The sequence below is a fragment of the Arcicella aurantiaca genome (assembly GCF_003148625.1).
In the GTDB taxonomy this organism is placed as follows: Bacteria; Bacteroidota; Bacteroidia; order Cytophagales; family Spirosomataceae; genus Arcicella; species Arcicella aurantiaca.
Genome location: NZ_QGGO01000004.1, coordinates 219,979 through 237,468, shown reverse-complemented (window position 1 = coordinate 237,468; position 17,490 = coordinate 219,979). Strand labels below are relative to the sequence as shown.

The 17,490-nt window shown below is 35.2% G+C and carries 16 protein-coding genes; 3 read left to right on the top strand and 13 right to left on the bottom strand.

Annotation, left to right across the window (positions count from 1 at the left end; genetic code table 11):
- The first annotated feature begins 119 nt into the window (after positions 1 to 119).
- Positions 120 to 1,154, top strand: coding sequence for a glutamate 5-kinase (proB, locus tag LV89_RS05505; protein WP_109741872.1), 1,035 nt, complete (start codon positions 120 to 122; stop codon positions 1,152 to 1,154).
- Positions 1,155 to 1,275: 121 nt separating this feature from the next.
- Here the strand turns inward: proB and LV89_RS05500 are convergent, their stop codons facing one another.
- Positions 1,276 to 2,298 (bottom strand): aldo/keto reductase, encoded by a 1,023-nt coding sequence (locus LV89_RS05500; protein WP_109741871.1) that lies wholly within the window; start codon positions 2,296 to 2,298, stop codon positions 1,276 to 1,278.
- A 194-nt stretch (positions 2,299 to 2,492) separates the two neighbouring features.
- Between LV89_RS05500 and LV89_RS05495 the strand changes: the two genes are divergently transcribed.
- On the top strand, positions 2,493 to 3,152 hold the full coding sequence (locus LV89_RS05495) for a CoA transferase subunit B (RefSeq protein WP_109741870.1): 660 nt from the start codon (positions 2,493 to 2,495) through the stop codon (positions 3,150 to 3,152).
- A gap of 66 nt (positions 3,153 to 3,218) precedes the next feature.
- On the opposite strand, the gene LV89_RS05490 is transcribed toward LV89_RS05495, so the two are convergent.
- The 6 genes from LV89_RS05490 to LV89_RS25045 form a co-directional block, all read right to left on the bottom strand.
- Positions 3,219 to 3,683 carry a hypothetical protein gene (locus LV89_RS05490; protein WP_109741869.1) on the bottom strand — a complete coding sequence of 155 codons (465 nt, stop codon included), beginning with the start codon at positions 3,681 to 3,683 and terminating at the stop codon, positions 3,219 to 3,221.
- 54 nt (positions 3,684 to 3,737) lie between these two features.
- Positions 3,738 to 4,181, bottom strand: a complete 444-nt coding sequence (locus LV89_RS05485) for a hypothetical protein (RefSeq protein ID WP_146199086.1) — start codon at positions 4,179 to 4,181, stop codon at positions 3,738 to 3,740.
- Between the two features lie 269 nt (positions 4,182 to 4,450).
- Entirely contained in the window at positions 4,451 to 5,785 is a 1,335-nt protein-coding gene (gene ffh / locus LV89_RS05480; protein ID WP_109741867.1) for a signal recognition particle protein, read from the bottom strand.
- Positions 5,786 to 5,797: 12 nt separating this feature from the next.
- The gene (locus LV89_RS05475; RefSeq protein ID WP_109741866.1) at positions 5,798 to 6,454 is read right to left on the bottom strand and encodes a Uma2 family endonuclease; all 657 of its coding nucleotides are present in this window, start codon (positions 6,452 to 6,454) and stop codon (positions 5,798 to 5,800) included.
- 3 nt (positions 6,455 to 6,457) lie between these two features.
- On the bottom strand, positions 6,458 to 6,724 hold the full coding sequence (locus tag LV89_RS05470) for a type II toxin-antitoxin system RelE family toxin (protein ID WP_109741865.1): 267 nt from the start codon (positions 6,722 to 6,724) through the stop codon (positions 6,458 to 6,460).
- Entirely contained in the window at positions 6,714 to 6,920 is a 207-nt protein-coding gene (locus LV89_RS25045) for a hypothetical protein (RefSeq protein WP_109741864.1), read from the bottom strand. The genes LV89_RS05470 and LV89_RS25045 overlap by 11 nt, the downstream gene beginning before the upstream one ends.
- A gap of 119 nt (positions 6,921 to 7,039) precedes the next feature.
- Between LV89_RS25045 and LV89_RS05460 the strand changes: the two genes are divergently transcribed.
- A complete protein-coding gene (locus LV89_RS05460) occupies positions 7,040 to 8,500 on the top strand; it encodes a hypothetical protein (protein WP_109741863.1) in 1,461 nt (486 codons plus the stop codon).
- Positions 8,501 to 8,770: 270 nt separating this feature from the next.
- Here the strand turns inward: LV89_RS05460 and LV89_RS05455 are convergent, their stop codons facing one another.
- The 6 genes from LV89_RS05455 to secA form a co-directional block, all read right to left on the bottom strand.
- On the bottom strand, positions 8,771 to 10,678 hold the full coding sequence (locus tag LV89_RS05455) for a pectinesterase family protein (protein WP_109741862.1): 1,908 nt from the start codon (positions 10,676 to 10,678) through the stop codon (positions 8,771 to 8,773).
- 72 nt (positions 10,679 to 10,750) lie between these two features.
- Positions 10,751 to 11,515 carry a class I SAM-dependent methyltransferase gene (locus LV89_RS05450; RefSeq protein ID WP_109741861.1) on the bottom strand — a complete coding sequence of 255 codons (765 nt, stop codon included), beginning with the start codon at positions 11,513 to 11,515 and terminating at the stop codon, positions 10,751 to 10,753.
- Positions 11,505 to 12,407: a glycosyltransferase family 2 protein gene (locus tag LV89_RS05445; protein ID WP_109741860.1), complete on the bottom strand. Its 903-nt coding sequence runs from the start codon at positions 12,405 to 12,407 to the stop codon at positions 11,505 to 11,507. Before LV89_RS05445 ends, LV89_RS05450 begins: the two co-directional genes overlap by 11 nt.
- Before the next feature lie 33 nt (positions 12,408 to 12,440).
- Entirely contained in the window at positions 12,441 to 13,529 is a 1,089-nt protein-coding gene (locus tag LV89_RS05440) for a DegT/DnrJ/EryC1/StrS family aminotransferase (protein WP_109741859.1), read from the bottom strand.
- An 11-nt stretch (positions 13,530 to 13,540) separates the two neighbouring features.
- Positions 13,541 to 13,930: a sugar 3,4-ketoisomerase gene (locus tag LV89_RS05435; RefSeq protein ID WP_109741858.1), complete on the bottom strand. Its 390-nt coding sequence runs from the start codon at positions 13,928 to 13,930 to the stop codon at positions 13,541 to 13,543.
- Between the two features lie 165 nt (positions 13,931 to 14,095).
- Positions 14,096 to 17,473: a preprotein translocase subunit SecA gene (secA, locus tag LV89_RS05430; RefSeq protein WP_109741857.1), complete on the bottom strand. Its 3,378-nt coding sequence runs from the start codon at positions 17,471 to 17,473 to the stop codon at positions 14,096 to 14,098.
- Positions 17,474 to 17,490: the final 17 nt, after the last annotated feature.

Here is a 17,490-nt window from a genome sequence, read left to right as displayed (position 1 = left end):
GATTTTATTGAGGATACCAATACCCTTTCGTAAATCTAAATGTTTTCAGTATAATTCGTATTTTTGCAAGGTTAAAAATTAATCACTCATTCCATTATTCTCCAATCATATATTTAGAAATGTCTAAACCAATTATCGTTATCAAATTTGGAACTGCTTCAATTACGCATAAAACAGGCGAGTTAAATGAAGATATTTTGCAAGAAATAGCTCGTCAGATTTCGATTCTTCATGCTGATTATCAAATTGTTATGGTATCGTCGGGGGCGGTAGGAGCAGGGAGAGGATTTATTCAAAATTATAAAGGAACAATTTCTGAAAGAAAAGCGGCGGCAGCCATTGGTAATCCACTTTTATTAGCAAAATACACACAATATTTCTCTAAATACGGAATTACCGTTGCTCAAAGTCTTTGTGAAAGACATCATTTTGCCAATAGAAATCAATTTTTACAGTTGAAAGAAACTTATCAAGAACTTTGGAAAAATGGGATTATTCCAATTGCCAATGAAAATGACGTGGTGAGTAATTTAGAGTTGAAATTCTCTGATAATGACGAATTAGCAACGTTAATTGCAACGGGTTTCGGAGCAGATACTTTGCTTTTATGTACTTCCGTTGGTGGACTTTTAGATGCTGATAAAAATATTATTCCTTTTATTCCAAAGGTAGATTCTTCGGTTATTGGCTTGGCAAATGATGATAAATCGTCATTGGGTTTGGGCGGTATGATTTCTAAATTAACTTATACTCGTATGGCAACCCGCATGGGTACAAGAGTGGTTATTTTTGGCATGAAACCCGAAGATGGAATGTTGAAAGCGATTGATAATCAGAATGGTACAAGCTTTGCTCCAGAGAAAGTAGCTTTGAATGCACGTCAGAAATGGTTAGCATCGGGTAGTCTCATTGCTGGAAAAGTGCAAGTTGATGCAGGGGCAAGTGTAGCTTTAGAGAACAGAAAAAGTTTGTTGGCAGTAGGTATCAAAAAGGTGATGGGTTCTTTTGAAAAAGGAGAAGTTTTTGAGATTTTAGACGAAAAGAAAAACGTCATTGCTATTGCTCGTGCAAGAGAATCTTCTGAAGTAATCGCTGATAATTTGAAAACTCAAAACTTTGAGGTAGCCAATGCTGATGAAATTGTAGTTTTGTAATTGGCTCGGTCTGAGCGACCCTATCTGAACTATGATTTTTATGCTTATAGGATTTTAGGATAATGGGAAAATCTTAAAATTAAATCATCTTTTAAATCATAGTTCAGACAGAATGCTGAATCTAACTCCTATGATTCTCTAATTTTCCCCAAGTTTCGCCCGAAAGAATATTTTTGACATTTTCCGAAGCTAAAAAATCGTGCGGAAATCCTAAATCAAATTTGCTTACTTCGTCTAATTGTGTAATTTGTTCGGGTGATAATTTGAAGTTTACACAGCCCAAAGAATCTTCAATTTGGGTTAAAGACCTTGCTCCAACAATTGGAATAACTACCTGATTTTTCTGACGACACCAGTTTAATGCTACTTGTGAGGGCGTTACGCCAATTTCGTCAGCTATATTCACAACAACTTGTGTAATCTTCTGAGAACGTTCATTTATTCGTAAACTATTGTCTGGCACACGCCCTTTTTCGCCTCTTAGATATTTTCCAGATAATGCACCGCCTGCCAATGACGCCCACGGAGCTACTGCCAAATCAAGAGCTTTCGCCATCGGTAATAAATCACGTTCTGGGGTACGTTGAATCAATGAATATTCTACTTGTAAACCCACAAAACGACTCCAGCCACGTAAATCAGCCATTGTGTTGGCTTGGGCAACTACCCACGCAGGTGTGTCTGAGATTCCGATATATTGTATTTTCCCAGAGGTGACTAAATCATCCAAAGCTCGCATCATTTCGTCAACGGGCGTTGTACCATCCCAAGCATGAACCCACAAGAGGTCAATAAAATCAGTTTTAAGTCGCTTTAAAGATTCATTAACTGAACGAACCATATTTTTACGATGATTTCCTGCAAAATTTGGGTCACCTTTGCGGTCAAAAAGAGAATATTTTGTAGCTAAAACAAAATGGTCACGGTCTGCATTGATGAACTCTCCAACCATTTTTTCAGAAGTTCCTTCTGTATAACGATTGGCAGTATCAATGAAATTTCCCTCAGCATTGGCATAAGCCTCAAAAACCTTTTTCGAGGTATCATAATCTGCTCCCCAGCCCCATTCTGTTCCGAAAGTCATTGTTCCCAAAGCGATTTCGGAAACTCTTAATCCTGATTTTCCTAAAAGTTTATAGTTCATGAATTCATTAAAATTATGTGGAAGTAAATATCGCAAAAAGAGACTTTTAAAACTAACCTCGAATCATTTATTACTCGAACATCCTTTTGGCTTTCAAAGGTAGTGTAAAATTATGTTGATATTTTCTAATATTTTGTCGTTTTGTCATTCACTTTTTTTTGTTCCTTTGTATCAAAATAAAAAACAATCATCTAATGTTAGATAAAAATCAAATAGCTCAACGAATTGCTCGTGAAGTAAAAGACGGATATTATGTCAATTTAGGAATCGGGATACCAACGCTTGTGGCTAATTATATTCCCGAAAATATAAATGTTGTTTTGCAATCTGAAAATGGATTGCTTGGAATTGGTCCTTTTCCAACGGAAGAAAATGTTGACCCAGATTTGATTAATGCAGGAAAACAAACCGTTACGATGGTAGATGGTTCGTCCTTGTTTAGTTCAGCGGAAAGTTTTGCGATGATTCGTGGGGGACACGTTGATTTGACGATTTTGGGAGCAATGGAAGTTTCTGAAAATGGTGATATTGCCAACTGGAAAATTCCGGGAAAGATGGTAAAAGGAATGGGTGGAGCAATGGATTTGGTAGCTTCTGCCGAAAATATCATTGTGGCAATGCAACACGTTAATAAAGCAGGGGAGTCTAAGTTGTTGAAATCGTGTTCGTTACCGTTGACAGGTTTACGTTGTGTAAAGAAAATTGTTACAGAATTAGCCGTTTTGGAAGTTCTGCCTGAGGGTGGTTTTAAACTTTTAGAAACAGCTCCGGGAGTAACGATTGATGATATTCAAAAAGCAACAGAAGGTAAATTAATTGTGGGTGATGATGTGATAGAAATGAGCTTTGCTTAATATTTAGGTTAAACCAATAGCGTTCAGATTTTGAGAGAAATTCCCTAAAATCTGAACGCTATTGGTTTATTCGTCTTTTAAAACAATGGTACGATTGGTTGTCATGACTTCTTTTCCGTTGACTTTTGTAGTAGTTAAATCTCCAGATTGAAGGCTAATGTGTTTGATGAAAAAATTATTTTCTGTTTTTACAACAAAAGTATAATCTTCGTCTTCCAGAGGAGAAAGCTCAAGAAGCATTGAAGCCTTATTTTCCTTTCCCAATAATTTTTCAAATAAGAAAGTATAGTCATTACGTTTGCGTAAATATACTTTTATAGTTTCTTTTGAAGGGTTGCTAATATTTACCTTTAAGTTTAACGGATTTTTCTCATCTTCTGAAAGGGTGACTTTAAAAGCATTTTCTGCATTTTTTGATACTTTTTTCTTTGGTTCATTTGAAGGACTTTGAGCTTCAATATGGCAAGTAGTCAATAATAAAAATGCTGAAATTACTGCACCTTTCAAAATCATATTGGTCGATTCTGTCATGGTAAGTGTGTTGGTTAGGAATTGTTTTAGATTTATGGGTTAATATTTTAAAAATTATTGGGCGTCTAAAATTTCTACTTTTCTATCTAAAAACATTTGCCCATTTCGTGTTCCCAATTCTTCTGTGGTAATAACAAAATTTTTAGTAAATGATTCATAGTTGGTAGTAATTGAGAGCGTGTAGATTCCATCTTCTAACCTTTCAAGACCAAGAAGCATGGAGTATATAGGTCGGCGATGAAAAATATCATCTTGAAAAAGCTGACCGTTTTGGTTTTTAAGGTTAACATTTAATAATTCTTGTGCAGGATTGTTAACGACAATTCTAAAATTGAGGTTACTGGTTGATTCCTGATTAACGGAGACTTGAAATAAATTTTTTAAATTTTTGTCTATTTTGGGACGCTCTTCACGCATGGATAAATACTGAGCAGAAATGGATACGCTTATAATTGAAAATCCAGTAAGGAAAATAGACTTGATAATGCTGTTTCTCATTTTTAATGCTGTTTGAGGAGTTATAAAAACTCATTGGCGGAAACTCAAAAAACAGTGGTTATAAGTTTGTAATAAAAACGTAAAAGTACCTCTTCTCGTGTGGAGAAAATATTTTTAGACTTTAAAATTAGTAAACGGTAGTTTTCGTAAATGACGAATTTAAGAGAATAGAGGTGAAGAAGGGACTTTTTTTGAAATTTATAGAGAATAAAGTTTAGGGTTTATACTTGGCTAAACTCTATTCTCTATAAATTATTACTCTATTTAATTTATCTTTTCATTAAGTTTTTCATGTTTGGCATTTTCATTTTGCCATCTTGAACATTGTTCATCATACGCATCATTTTACGCATTCCGTCAAATTGTTTCAGAAGATTATTCAATTCTGTTACACTTGTTCCAGAGCCTGTGGCAATACGTTTTTTACGAGACATATCTAAGATTTCTGGTTTCTGACGTTCCTTCGGAGTCATTGACTGAATGATGGCTTCAATAGATTTGAAGGCATCATCTGGTACGTCAACGTCTTTTACTGCTTGTGACATTCCCGGAACCATACCCATCAAATCTTTCAAATTACCCATTTTCTTGATTTGTTGTAATTGAGCATAGAAGTCTTCAAATGTAAACTGATTTTGACGAATTTTCTTGTTGATACGCTCAGATTCTTCTTCGTCAAATGCCATTTGAGCTCTTTCTACCAAACTCAAAACGTCACCCATACCCAAAATACGGCTTGCCATACGGTCTGGATAGAATTGGTCAAGAGCATCCATTTTCTCACCTGTTGAGATAAACTTAATGGGTTTATCTACAATATGACGAATTGAAAGTGCCGCACCACCACGAGCATCACCATCTAATTTTGTTAGAACAACTCCATCAAAATTCAAGCGGTCGTTGAATGTTTTTGCAGTATTTACCGCATCTTGTCCCGTCATTGAATCCACAACAAATAGGATTTCAGAAGGTTTGATAGCGTCTTTTACTGCGGCAATTTCATTCATCATTGCTTCGTCAACTGCTAAACGTCCAGCAGTATCCACAATAATTACACGCTTGCCCATTTTACGCCCATACGCCATAGCGTTTTGTGCGATTTCGATGGCATTTTTGTTTTCTGGCTCAGCATAAACATCCACACCAACTTGTTCTCCAAGAACTTTAAGCTGGTCAATTGCCGCAGGACGGTAAATATCACAAGCTACCAAAAGTACATTACGACCACTTTTTTTAAGATATTGAGCTAATTTTCCAGAAAAAGTTGTCTTTCCTGAACCTTGTAAACCAGCAATTAAAACAACGGCAGGGTCTGGTTTCAAGTTAATAGCTTGTACCGACGAACCCATTAATTTAACGAGTTCTTCGTGAACAATTTTTACCAACATTTGCCCCGGGTCAACGGCAATCAAGATTTGCTGCCCCATGGCTTCATCCTTGATACGGTCGGTGATTTCTTTGGCAACTTTATAGTTTACGTCAGCATCCATCAAAGCCTTACGGATTTCTTTGACAGTACTGGCTACGTTTACATCTGTGATACGTCCCTTACCTTTAAGGGTACGCATTGCGGTGGTAATTTTACTGCTTAAATTTTCAAACATTACGTAATGTATTTATTTCAATAATTCTGTTAAAACCTTATTTGTCAATCGTTTATCAAAAACAGATTTTACTGGTATTTTAAAGTTTTTGATAGCTACACTTTCTATATTTCCGTCTTTACCTTTAAAAAGTAGTTCATATTTTTTATGGCTTAAAACGTATTGTTCAATAGTTTGTTTTGTTGGGTCAATTATCCAATACTCCTTTACACCATGAGCTTCATAATCGTCATATTTTATTGTTCGGTCAATATTGGCAGTTGATTTTGACAGAACCTCAACTATTAAATCTGGAGCAGGAAACTGCATTTGGTCTTCTGTAAAGTCCTTTGCTTTCGATTGTTTCCAAAAACATACATCTGGTTCATAGTCGTTACGAGTTAATGAAACCAATGTTTTTTCGATACCCACCCAACCCAAATCGTGTTCATCTACAAATGTTGAAATTAACCGATATATTCTTCCGTTGGCATCGTTGTGCTTCTGTTTTACGGGCGAATGAAAAATGATTTCGCCATTGATAAATTCCATTTTACGGTTTTCTTCAATAATTTCGTAAAAATGCTTACGCAGTTCTTTTTCCTTCTCCAATGCTTCTTGAAGACGTTGTAATACGACAAAAGCATGAGGCATAGCTAAGATGCCTTTCTGAATTTCGGCAATACTCATGGTTTATGGGAAAATTTTATAAATATCCTTTCGATGGACTACCCGAGCAAATTCAACTGTCTGATTTTCAAAGAAAAAACCAATTCTGTATTTTCCTATTTTAATTCGATAAGCGTTTTTAAAACCAACTAATTTTTTTATATTTTTCAGTTCTGTAATATTTTCAGCGAGTTCAACCGTTTCGATTACATCAGCAATATCTTCTAAAATAGATTTATCAAGAATATTATCTACATCTTTATCAAACTTTGCTAAAAAGTCAACCTTCATGCTTTCTAAGTTTTGCCATAATGCTTTCCCTCGAAACTTTTTCACTACGGTCTGCTTCTTTCATCATCATTGCTAAACCCAAATCTTCTTGAATTTCATCAGAAACTAATTGCGTTTGAATTTGCATTTTTTTGAATAAATCTGATAATAATTTCATCTCAGATTTATTTCGAGGAGTAATTACCATTGATGTCATATTCACGAACAATTTTATGTTTACAACAAAGGTACAAAATAAAGTCTAAATGGAATTGACTAAATGAGCTTGTCTAAACTGGTTTTTGCTTATGGTCTAAATTTGACTTAATTTCAAACATGAAATCACTCAGAACACTTAAAATAGTTAGTATTTTATATTTACTGATTCCGTCAATTTTGTTTCTACTTACTTGGGTTCACCTCTGGATTAGCATTCCTTGTGTGCTTTTTATTAGTTTTTATACTTGGAAAACTGTTTTTCAACAAGGTATTCAAGCTCCAATTAATACTTTAACACTTCAAAATATTGTTTTAAGTATCTTTTTGTCAATCGTGCTTAATTTCGTTTTAGGAATTGGTGAATTTCGACCGCAAACGTATGATTTTCAGGCAAATAATTTTAAATATTATGATTTAATAACCAACGACTTACCCGTTTATTACGCCAAACAACAAACTTATCTTTGTTATTATACAGGTTATTATTTGCCTTCTGCTTTATTGGCAAAGGTTTTTGGCTTGGCAACTTGTAGATACATTTCTTTCATTTGGAGTGTTCTTGGTTTGAGTCTTGTCTTTACTTGGATTACAACCTTTACACCTAAAAACGCATTTTCAATTTTATTGGTAGTAGTCGTATTTTCCAATACTTGGATAGCGGTAAAGCTATTAATGAATGTTGAATTTTTCCAAGAATATTTACAACCTTATTATTTTCAATTAAATCAGTTTAAACTCATTACACAATCATTTGTGAAGAACTACGCATGGGCTACGCAACATACGTTACCTGCCTGTTTGGGGGCGTGTATGATTATTGAAGAATTTAGAAAAAAGCAATCTGAAAGTGATTTGAAATATTTGTTATTGATGTTACTTTCAACCATGTTTTGGAGTCCATTAACAACGATTGGTTTGTTTCCGTTTGTAGCGATTAGTTTTTTGATAAACTTTAAAAATGTCTTTTCTGCTACAAAAAGAAAGGATTTGGGATTAATGTTTTTACTTACTATTTCATTTATTCCGTTGATACTCTATTTTATTAGTACCGAAGGTGTTCATGCGAACAATACTGAATTTATTTGGCAAACGGGTGTTTCTTGGTGGTTATTCTTCTATTTACTTTATGCTTTTTCAAACTTTATTGGTTGGGGAATACTTTTACGATTGTATGAAAATACGCCTAAATTACTTTGGATAATTGCGGTGTTTTTTCCTTGTTTAATTGCCATTTATAGAATTGGAATTTATAACGATTTTAATATCAGAGTTTCTTTTCCATCTTTTTTTATGCTTTCTATTTTAGTTGGAATTTCGGTGATTGAAAGGTTAAATTGGAAGTCGGTATCGGGTGGGATAATTTTATTCGTTCTGTTTTTCAATTCTCTTTCTAATATAAATCAACTTGAAAAAGGGATTTTTCCTGCAAAAATTCTTACAACAATTGAAAAACCATTTATTTTTAAAGCTACCAATATGCTTGAATTTCAGCGAGTTGCTTATGGAGATGAATCGGCGGTCTTGGAATATTCTTTGAAGAAAGATTCTGTTTTTGAGCGGTATTTTTTGAAAAAATGATATTTATGTTTTGCCACGAAGGCTCTAAAGTATTGTTATTTCTGTTTGTATTTGTTTTGCCACGAAGACACGAAGGCTCTAAAGTTTTTCTAATAATAACTTAGAGCCTTTGTGTCTTCGTGGCAATATTTGTATTTGCCACAAAGGCTCAAAGTTTTTCTAATAATAACTTAGAGTCTTCGTGCTTTCGTGGCAATATTTGTATTTGCCACAAAGGCTCAAAGTTTTTCTAATAATAACTTAGAGTCTTCGTGGCAAAATATATAAACCTTACTTCAAAACCTTCTTCAAAAACTCATCAATATACTTAATAGTCGGCTCGAACCACGGATTGAATAGGCAAAATGAATGTGGTGAATCTGGAAAAGAATGTACTTCTGAATAAATATTATTCTGGTCTAAAACCTTTCTAAAATCTTCTCGTCCAGCGTGCATTCTATCAACAGAACTGTTTAGAAATAACATAGGAGGGGTGTTTTTGCCCACGTGAGTGAGCGGAGAGGCTTCTTCCCAAAGTTTTAAATTATCCGCTTTCGAGTAGCCAAACCAATAAGTTGCGGCAGATGTATTTTTTCGGTCATCACCTTCCCCTGATTCTGCGTGAACAAACGAAAGTGTACCATCAATATCCACCACCGCTTGCACTTTACTCGAATGGTTTAAATTAGCATTATTTCCTTCAAAATACGGGTTTTGAGCAGTTACACCCATGAATGCAGAAAGTTGTCCGCCTGCCGAAAATCCTAAAGTTGCAATCCGATTGGTATCAATATTATAAGTTTGAGCATTGGCTTTCATCCAACGCAAAGCCGTTTTTAAATCATAAACTGCGGCAGGATAAAGTGCTTCGGTAGAAAGTCGATATTCGGGCGTAAAACATACATACCCTAAGTCTGCCAAACGCCTTGCCAATTGATGATGTTGCGTTCTATTTCCTGTTCTCCAACCACCTCCGTGAATGATTATAATGGCTGGTAATGCTTTTTTAGCTACTTTTTTAGGAGAAAAAACGTCTAATAACAAAGCTCTTTCTCCAATTTTTCCATAGCTAATTGCTTTTTGTTCGTTAACAGAACTTAACGATTTTTCGGGAACAATTTCGGTAATTGGGTGCGACTTTTTGGTATTGAGATAGGCACTATTGTTTGAATAAGAAGAATCAATTTTACCCGTAATTCCTATGAACGAAGGCTGTGACCAAAAGGTATTTAAGGATGGTTTTAAACTTCCCGCAAATATTTTTTCAGTTGTAAAAGCAGCCGCTTCTTCATCACTTAGTTGGTGCGACCATTTTGCTCTTGCATTCAAATTTGCACCTTCTCCCGAATTTTTGTATTCGGCGTAAAATGTGGTAGTTTCATTGGCTACATTCGACCAATTATCCCAACCTGTGGCTACAATGTGTTTGCCCAATTCACAATTAATGAAAGCCGTTTTTGCAAAACTTCTCCACGGACGACCCAAGAAAACTTTGTCAACACCCGCATCGGCGGTTAATTTACAATTCTTGAAAACGTAGCCATAATTTACCCAATTTGGCGTTGAAGCAGCAGAAACGTAGCCATTTACTTTACTGTGAATCGTACAATTTTCAAACAAAGCAGTTGATGAACCGAAAATAAAATCAACTGTTCCTTCGATGTAACAATTGATAAAATGCTGTCGAGAATTTTCTCCCGAAGCAAAAATCGTATCCTGATTTCCTAAGAATTTACACTTCCGCATTACGCAACGGTCGCCCTCAATGTGTAAGGCAACGGCTTGCCCAACTCTTCCTGCGGTGTTTTCAATAACGAGATTTTCTAATGTAATATCATTTCCCATCACTTTTAGCGTGTAGGAATCGAAGGTTTCCATTTTTCCTTTGCCCGAAAAATCATCGTAGCTAATCACAGTTCCTTCTTCTCCTACAAAAGTTATGTTGGAAAGTGTACTTGGAATAACAATTTTCTCTTTGTAAATCCCTTTTTTGATACGAACAGTAATTCGTTTTGGAAGATAAACTCGGATGGCATCAACGGCGTCTTGGATGTATCTGAAATCCCCAGAACCATCTTTAGCCACCACTAAATCATGCTGAATTTTGAGGGCTTGGGAATTTGAATTCCAAATCGTTATGAACGATAGAAAAATAGATACGTAAATTCTGAATAGAGGAAATTTCGATAGTTTTTTCATGAGATTATTAATCAATTATATAAAACATTAAATGATTAATAATCAATAATCTACTCTAAATTATGAGGCTATTTATTTTGTTGCGGTCAAAAAAAGAGAACTTCCGAAAAAACCTCTTTTCAGAATTTTCTCCTCCGTTTTTACGATTTTATAGAAGAACTCATTTAACCAATGTGGTGGTACACTTACATCTGAAACCAATTTTTGAGTATCTATCAATCCTAATTTCAATTGTAGTTGTTGAGAAAGCCTAATCGCTAAAACCAATGGTGAAAGTAGCCACGTCCAGTAAGAATGATAATGAATTTTTAGAGGAGATTTTGACAGAAAATCTTGAAAATCAGTTAAGGTAAAACGCCATTTTCCTCCAACGGCAATGTCGTGTGTTCCATAGAAGATAGGAAACGCATTATTATTAGACAGAAAAATGCCGTTTGGTTTTATAAGGTTTGCAATATTCTGTAAGGCGTTGGTAATCTGTGTTTTATCTAAGCAATAAAATACATCATTGCAAATAATAACGTCAAATTGTTGATTTTGAAAATGAGTATTCAAATCATCAATACTCATTTTTTGTACATTCAAATTACGAGATTTTGAAAAATGAATCGAATAGTCAGAATAATCAATTCCTTGGATATTAGCGTATTGATTTGTCCGTAAAAAAGTTAATAAACCGCCTGTTCCACAGCCAATATCCAAAATAGTAATGTCTTTATTTTGCCCGAATTTGGATTGAATTTCAGCCGATATTTTTTCGTGAAGAATTCTATACCACCAAAGTTTTTCTTCGGCTTCAAACATCATTCTAAATTCTTCTTCACTACTATTCAGCATTGTTTATACGTTTGATTTTGAGTGTATATTGAGGCGTATTTCCTTGTGTCAAAAAGGTTTTGCCAATATATTCTCCGACGATTCCTATTGAGATTAATTGTATGCCACCAAAAAATAAAACCACTAATCTAATGGGATAATCAATTACAGAGAAAAGCTGCAAGACTGATAAAATAAGTGCTGTAAAGGTAGATAACATTCCTAAAAACAATGATAACCTAACAGGTAAAAGTGAATAGCCAAATATGATATTTAGAAATAGACTGGCTAATTTTTTGGCTGTATAATTAGATTCACCGTGGTGGCGGTCATTATGTATAACCGTAACTTTTCCTACATTATCGGTAATGTTAAAAATTAAACCGTCGAGATAAGGATAAGGCCCTTTGTATTTACAAATTTCTTCTACAACCTCTCTTTTGATAATTTTAAAGCTGGATAAGTATAAGTCTTGAGGTTTTTTGAATAAAGTTGTTGTGACTTGATTGACTAACCAACTACCAAAATTTCTTATAGCATGATGTTTTTTTTCATCATATTGACTGTAAACTACATCGAAATTTCCATTTTGGGCAGTATTCAACAGTTTGATAATTTCAGATGGAGGATTCTGAAAATCATCATCAATAATGACTGTATATTCCCCTTTGGCATAATAAAGACCACACATTACGGCATTAAATTCTCCAAAGTTTTTTCGTAGAGAAAGAAATGAAATATTTTTATATTGTTCAGAAAGATTGATACATACCTGTTCCGAATTGTCTTTACTGCCATCATTTATTAAAATGATTTCAAAGGCATACGCTTTTAACTGCTCTTGTACTGTTTCTACAAGTTTAGTTATAGTGACTGCTCCGTGATAGACAGGAATAACGACAGATAATAACATTCTAAAGTGTTTGGAAAAAGTGGTAAATTATGATTAATACGTATTAATGTAATGAATGATGTAGGATATTTCTTCGTCTGTAAGAGATGTATTGAGGGGTAAACTTACCACTTGCTGATGTATTTTTTCAGTAATTGGAAGCGTTAAATGATTCCATGACTTGTATGCCAATTGTTGATGTGGAGCAAGTGGATAATGCACATCCGTTCCAATACCATTTTCACTGAGCAATTGTCGGAATGAATCTCTATTTTCAACTCTAATAACAAACAAATGCCAAGCATCATTGTTGATAGAGTCTGCAATAGGAAGGGTAATTTTAGGGTTATTTATTTCGGTTAAATATCTGTTCGCAATTTTTTTACGATAATTATTTTCTGTATCGAGATACGGTAATTTTATGTTTAAAATGGCGGCTTGTATTTCACTTAATCTACTATTATATCCTTGATAATCAAATATATATTTTTGAGAAGAACCGTAATTTCTCAGTGCAAAAATGCGTTCTGCAAAAGCGTCATCATTTGTTGTGATTGCCCCAGCATCGCCCATTGCTCCTAAATTTTTGGAAGGGTAAAAACTAAAGCCTGCTCCATCAGATAAGTTTCCTGCTTTTTTATTATTGTAAATAGCACCATGTGCTTGAGCAGCATCTTCAAAAACTTTTAAACCATATTTTGTTGCAATAGCGTTAATTTCATCCATTTTACAACATCTTCCATACAGGTGTGTTACTAAAATGGCTTTTGTTTTGGCTGTAATTGCCTGTTCAATTGCATGAGGATTAATTAAGTAATCGTCTAAGATTGGCTCAACTGGTACGGGTACAAGGTTGGCGTTTGATACCGCTAAAATAGTAGCAATATAAGAATTAGCAGGAACAATAACTTCTGAATCCTTAGGAAATTCAGAGGCTTTAAGCATGATTGTTAGGGCATCTAAGCCGTTGGCTACTCCAATACAATATTTTACGCCACAATAGTTGGCAAAACTGGTTTCAAATTGTTTTAATCTTTCTCCTAAAATATACCACCCAGAACAAACTGCTTTGGAAATTTCTTCTGTGATTTGGGCTTCATAAATCTGATTTGTAGATTTAAGATTGAGAAAAGGTATTTGCATTTAATTCAAAATCAAGTATTAACAATTGGAGCTGCCTGTGTATATGGCTCAAATATATAGTCAGCTTGAGAGTACTGTGTATTTGCTAAGACTAAAAGAATAGATGTATCTGTAAATTCATCCATAACGTGCCAATCCTCAGGTGCTAATAAAAGACATTTGTTAGGAGAATCTAATTGAAAATATTCTTGTGTTTCATTATTATCTACCCAAACTCTGCAATTTCCTGATATACAAATTAATGCTTGCCAAGTATTCACATGGCGGTGTCCACCTCTTTCATGTCCCTCTTTCCCTCTAATGTAAAATACTCTTTTAATATCTCCGGGTAATATTTTTTCAAAAACGGTTAGGTCGCCTGCATCAGATTCAAATGTACTTAATTGTAAAATTTTTGCCATAAACTATTTGGAGTTTGTTAACTAATAGTGTAAAGATACAGATTTTTGTAATTAAAGAGATTACCGTTTTATAATTCTACTCATTTTTGATTCTCTTACACAGAAAAGTCGTCCTAAAATTGGATTTAGGACGACTTTAATAGAAATGTAATAATATTTAAGTTATTAAGCTATTATCACTGCTGTGCCTTTTTCAACATCCTGTTCAACGGTTTTGTACTTGACATTTTCTTTAATTGAACCGTCTCTGTACTGTACCGTTACTCTTTGGTTACGGTCTGCAATTTTAATGGCTTGACGTGGTACAATTTTCTCGGCAGTCTGACCAGCACTTGGGTCGTGATAGTCTTGCTCGTCACCTCTGCCACCTGCCAAACCGCCAATTAATGCTGAAAGTGCATCATCTTTTTGCGTTTGTAATTTGGGTTGAGGAGCTTGCTTTGGCTGTGCTTTTGGAGCTTCTGCTTCTTGGATTTCTGGCATATCCGCTTTCATCAAGAAACTAACGGTATCAATGTTAATTCTGCTCAAGAAACGTTCAAATAATTTAACCGCTTCAAATTTGTAAATTAACAATGGGTCTTTTTGTTCGTAAGAAGCATTCTGAACAGATTGTTTCAAATCGTCCATGTCTCTTAAATGCTCTTTCCACTCTTGGTCAATTAAACTCAATGCAATAGATTTCTCCATTTCTTGAATCAATTTACGACCGTTCGTATCAATCGTTTCCTGAGCATCAGCAAACATTTGTGACATCATGTTTCCACTCACAATTGGTACTTGCATACCTGTATATCCGTGAGAAAGGGCTTCTTTGGCAAAGTTTACAACTTTTTCCATCAAGCCTTTATTTTTAGCATGATAATGTTGTTCGGCTGCTTCGTATAAACGAGTGGTACGTTGTTGAGTATTGAATTTACCAATTTCATCACGTGAGAATGGCGGAACAATTCCTAAAATCTCAATACAACGCAATTCTAATTCGTCAAAATTTGGATTGTTTTGAATAATTTCAGAACAAACATCATACGTATTATTGGCAATATCTAAAGCTAAACGTTCTCCGAAAAGGGCATTCTGACGACGTTTGTAGATGGCATTTCTTTGGTAGTTCATTACGTCATCATATTCTAATAAACGCTTACGAATACCAAAGTTATTTTCTTCTACTTTTTTCTGAGCTCTTTCTACCGACGACGTAATCATTGAGTGCTGAATCACTTCGCCTTCTTCCATACCCATTCTGTCCATCACTTTAGCGATACGGTCTGAACCGAATTTACGCATCAAATCATCTTCTAATGAAAGGAAGAATTGTGAAGAACCAACGTCTCCTTGACGACCCGCACGACCACGTAACTGTCTGTCAACACGGCGAGATTCGTGTCTTTCTGTACCTACAATGGCTAAACCTCCTGATTTTTTTGCATCAGCAGATAATTTAATATCCGTACCACGACCAGCCATGTTGGTTGCGATGGTTACTTTTCCAGAATGACCAGCCTCCGCAACGATGTCTGCTTCACGAGCGTGTTGCTTGGCGTTCAATACATTGTGTTGAATTTTACGGATTGAAAGCATACGGCTCAACAATTCAGAGTTATCAACCGAAGTTGTACCCACTAAAACAGGGCGACCACCATCAACTAATTCTTGAATTTCGTCAGCAACGGCACTATATTTTTCACGAACAGTTTTGTAAACTTTGTCTTCGTGGTCAAATCTTGAAATTTGACGGTTAGTTGGAATCGTTACTACGTCCAATTTGTAAATCGTCCAGAATTCACCTGCTTCTGTTTCAGCTGTACCCGTCATACCACAAAGTTTGTGATACATTCTGAAATAGTTTTGAAGCGTAATCGTGGCATACGTTTGCGTAGCATCTTCGATGTTTACGCTTTCTTTTGCTTCAATGGCTTGGTGCAATCCGTCTGAATAACGGCGACCTTCCATAATACGACCCGTTGATTCATCTACGATTTTTACTTTTCCGTCTGTTTCATCAACGATGTATTCAACGTTTTTCTCGAATAAAGTATAAGCTTTCAATAATTGGCTTACGGTGTGAATACGTTGTGTTTTTGCTGAATAATCACGAATAAGAGCTTCTTTTTCAAGTAATCTTTCTTGTTCAGTAATCTCTGCTTTTTTCTCAATAGTTGTTAAATCAACCGAAAGGTCAGGAATCACAAAGAAATCAGGGTTTTCTACCATGCGAGTCATGAAAGTCAAACCTTTTTCCGTCATTTCCACCTGATTGTTTTTCTCTTCAATCGTAAACATCAACGGAGCATCTGCTTCTGGCATCAATTTCTGATTTTCTGCCAAATAGATATTTTCCGTTTCCTGCATGATTTGCTTAATACCTGTTTCAGAAAGATATTTAATTACAGGACGAGCTTTTGGTAAACCTCTGTAAGCACGGAAAAGAGCCAAACCACCTTCTTTTTTATTACCAGCAGCGATTAATTTCTTGGCTTCTACCAATAAATCTTGAACCAATTTCTTTTGTTGCTCAACCATACGAGCTACCAAAGGATTGAAGGCATCAAATTCTTGTTCGTCGCCACGAGCCATTGGGCCAGAAATAATCAATGGAGTACGAGCGTCATCAATCAAAACTGAATCGACCTCATCGACCATTGCGTAATGGTGTTTGCGTTGAACTTGCTCTTCTGGCGTGCGAGCCATGTTATCACGGAGATAATCGAAACCGAATTCGTTATTTGTTCCGTAAGTAATATCGGCTAAATATGCCTGACGACGTTCGTCTGTATTTGGTTCGTGTTTATCGATACAATCAACCGTCAAACCATGAAATTCAAATAAAGGAGCATTCCATTCAGAGTCACGTTTGGCAAGATAATCATTGACTGTAACCAAGTGAACACCACGACCAGCCAAAGCATTTAAGAAAGCAGGAAGTGTAGAAACCAACGTTTTACCTTCACCCGTAGCCATTTCCGAAATTTTACCTTGATGTAATACAACTCCACCAATCAACTGAACATCGTAGTGAACCATGTTCCACTCAATTTCATTTCCTGCGGCGTTCCATTTGTTGTGCCAAATGGCATTATCGCCAACAATTTCAACGTTTTTCTTCTTGGCTGCAATAAATTTATCATGAACCGTTGCAGGAACTTCTAATTTTTTATGCTCGGTAAAACGCCTTGCGGTTTCTTTCACGATGGCAAAAGCCCGAGGAAGAATGTCCAAAAGAACAACTTCTAATTGTTTATTACGGTCAAGACCAAGCGTATCAATTTGGTTGAAAATAGTTTCTTTAGCATCAACTGACATTTCAGGATTTGCTTCGACCTCCATTTTTAAATCAGAAATATCAGCATCAATCTTAGCAAGATTTTTCTGGATAATTTCTTTTAATTCGGCCGTTTGCTGACGTAATTGTTCGTCAGATAGGTTACGCAGTTTTGAAAATTCGGCATTTGTTTTTTCAACGTAAGGCATTAATTCCTTAATGTCACGTTCAGACTTAGTTCCGAAAAGCTTAGTTACTGCTTTGGTGATGTAATTTATCATTATACTGTTTTTATGTT

What these genes read in the sequence shown, in the direction of transcription:
- LV89_RS25045 (WP_109741864.1), bottom strand. Translation starts at nt 6,920, where the DNA reads ATGACATCAATGGTAATTACTCCTCGAAATAAATCTGAGATGAAATTA.
- LV89_RS05475 (WP_109741866.1), bottom strand. Translation starts at nt 6,454, where the DNA reads ATGAGTATTGCCGAAATTCAGAAAGGCATCTTAGCTATGCCTCATGCT.
- secA (WP_109741857.1), bottom strand. Translation starts at nt 17,473, where the DNA reads ATGATAAATTACATCACCAAAGCAGTAACTAAGCTTTTCGGAACTAAG.
- LV89_RS05435 (WP_109741858.1), bottom strand. Translation starts at nt 13,930, where the DNA reads ATGGCAAAAATTTTACAATTAAGTACATTTGAATCTGATGCAGGCGAC.
- LV89_RS05500 (WP_109741871.1), bottom strand. Translation starts at nt 2,298, where the DNA reads ATGAACTATAAACTTTTAGGAAAATCAGGATTAAGAGTTTCCGAAATC.
- LV89_RS05495 (WP_109741870.1), top strand. Translation starts at nt 2,493, where the DNA reads ATGTTAGATAAAAATCAAATAGCTCAACGAATTGCTCGTGAAGTAAAA.
- LV89_RS05470 (WP_109741865.1), bottom strand. Translation starts at nt 6,724, where the DNA reads ATGAAGGTTGACTTTTTAGCAAAGTTTGATAAAGATGTAGATAATATT.
- proB (WP_109741872.1), top strand. Translation starts at nt 120, where the DNA reads ATGTCTAAACCAATTATCGTTATCAAATTTGGAACTGCTTCAATTACG.
- LV89_RS05440 (WP_109741859.1), bottom strand. Translation starts at nt 13,529, where the DNA reads ATGCAAATACCTTTTCTCAATCTTAAATCTACAAATCAGATTTATGAA.
- LV89_RS05450 (WP_109741861.1), bottom strand. Translation starts at nt 11,515, where the DNA reads ATGCTGAATAGTAGTGAAGAAGAATTTAGAATGATGTTTGAAGCCGAA.
- LV89_RS05485 (WP_146199086.1), bottom strand. Translation starts at nt 4,181, where the DNA reads ATGAGAAACAGCATTATCAAGTCTATTTTCCTTACTGGATTTTCAATT.
- LV89_RS05455 (WP_109741862.1), bottom strand. Translation starts at nt 10,678, where the DNA reads ATGAAAAAACTATCGAAATTTCCTCTATTCAGAATTTACGTATCTATT.
- LV89_RS05460 (WP_109741863.1), top strand. Translation starts at nt 7,040, where the DNA reads ATGAAATCACTCAGAACACTTAAAATAGTTAGTATTTTATATTTACTG.
- ffh (WP_109741867.1), bottom strand. Translation starts at nt 5,785, where the DNA reads ATGTTTGAAAATTTAAGCAGTAAAATTACCACCGCAATGCGTACCCTT.
- LV89_RS05445 (WP_109741860.1), bottom strand. Translation starts at nt 12,407, where the DNA reads ATGTTATTATCTGTCGTTATTCCTGTCTATCACGGAGCAGTCACTATA.
- LV89_RS05490 (WP_109741869.1), bottom strand. Translation starts at nt 3,683, where the DNA reads ATGACAGAATCGACCAATATGATTTTGAAAGGTGCAGTAATTTCAGCA.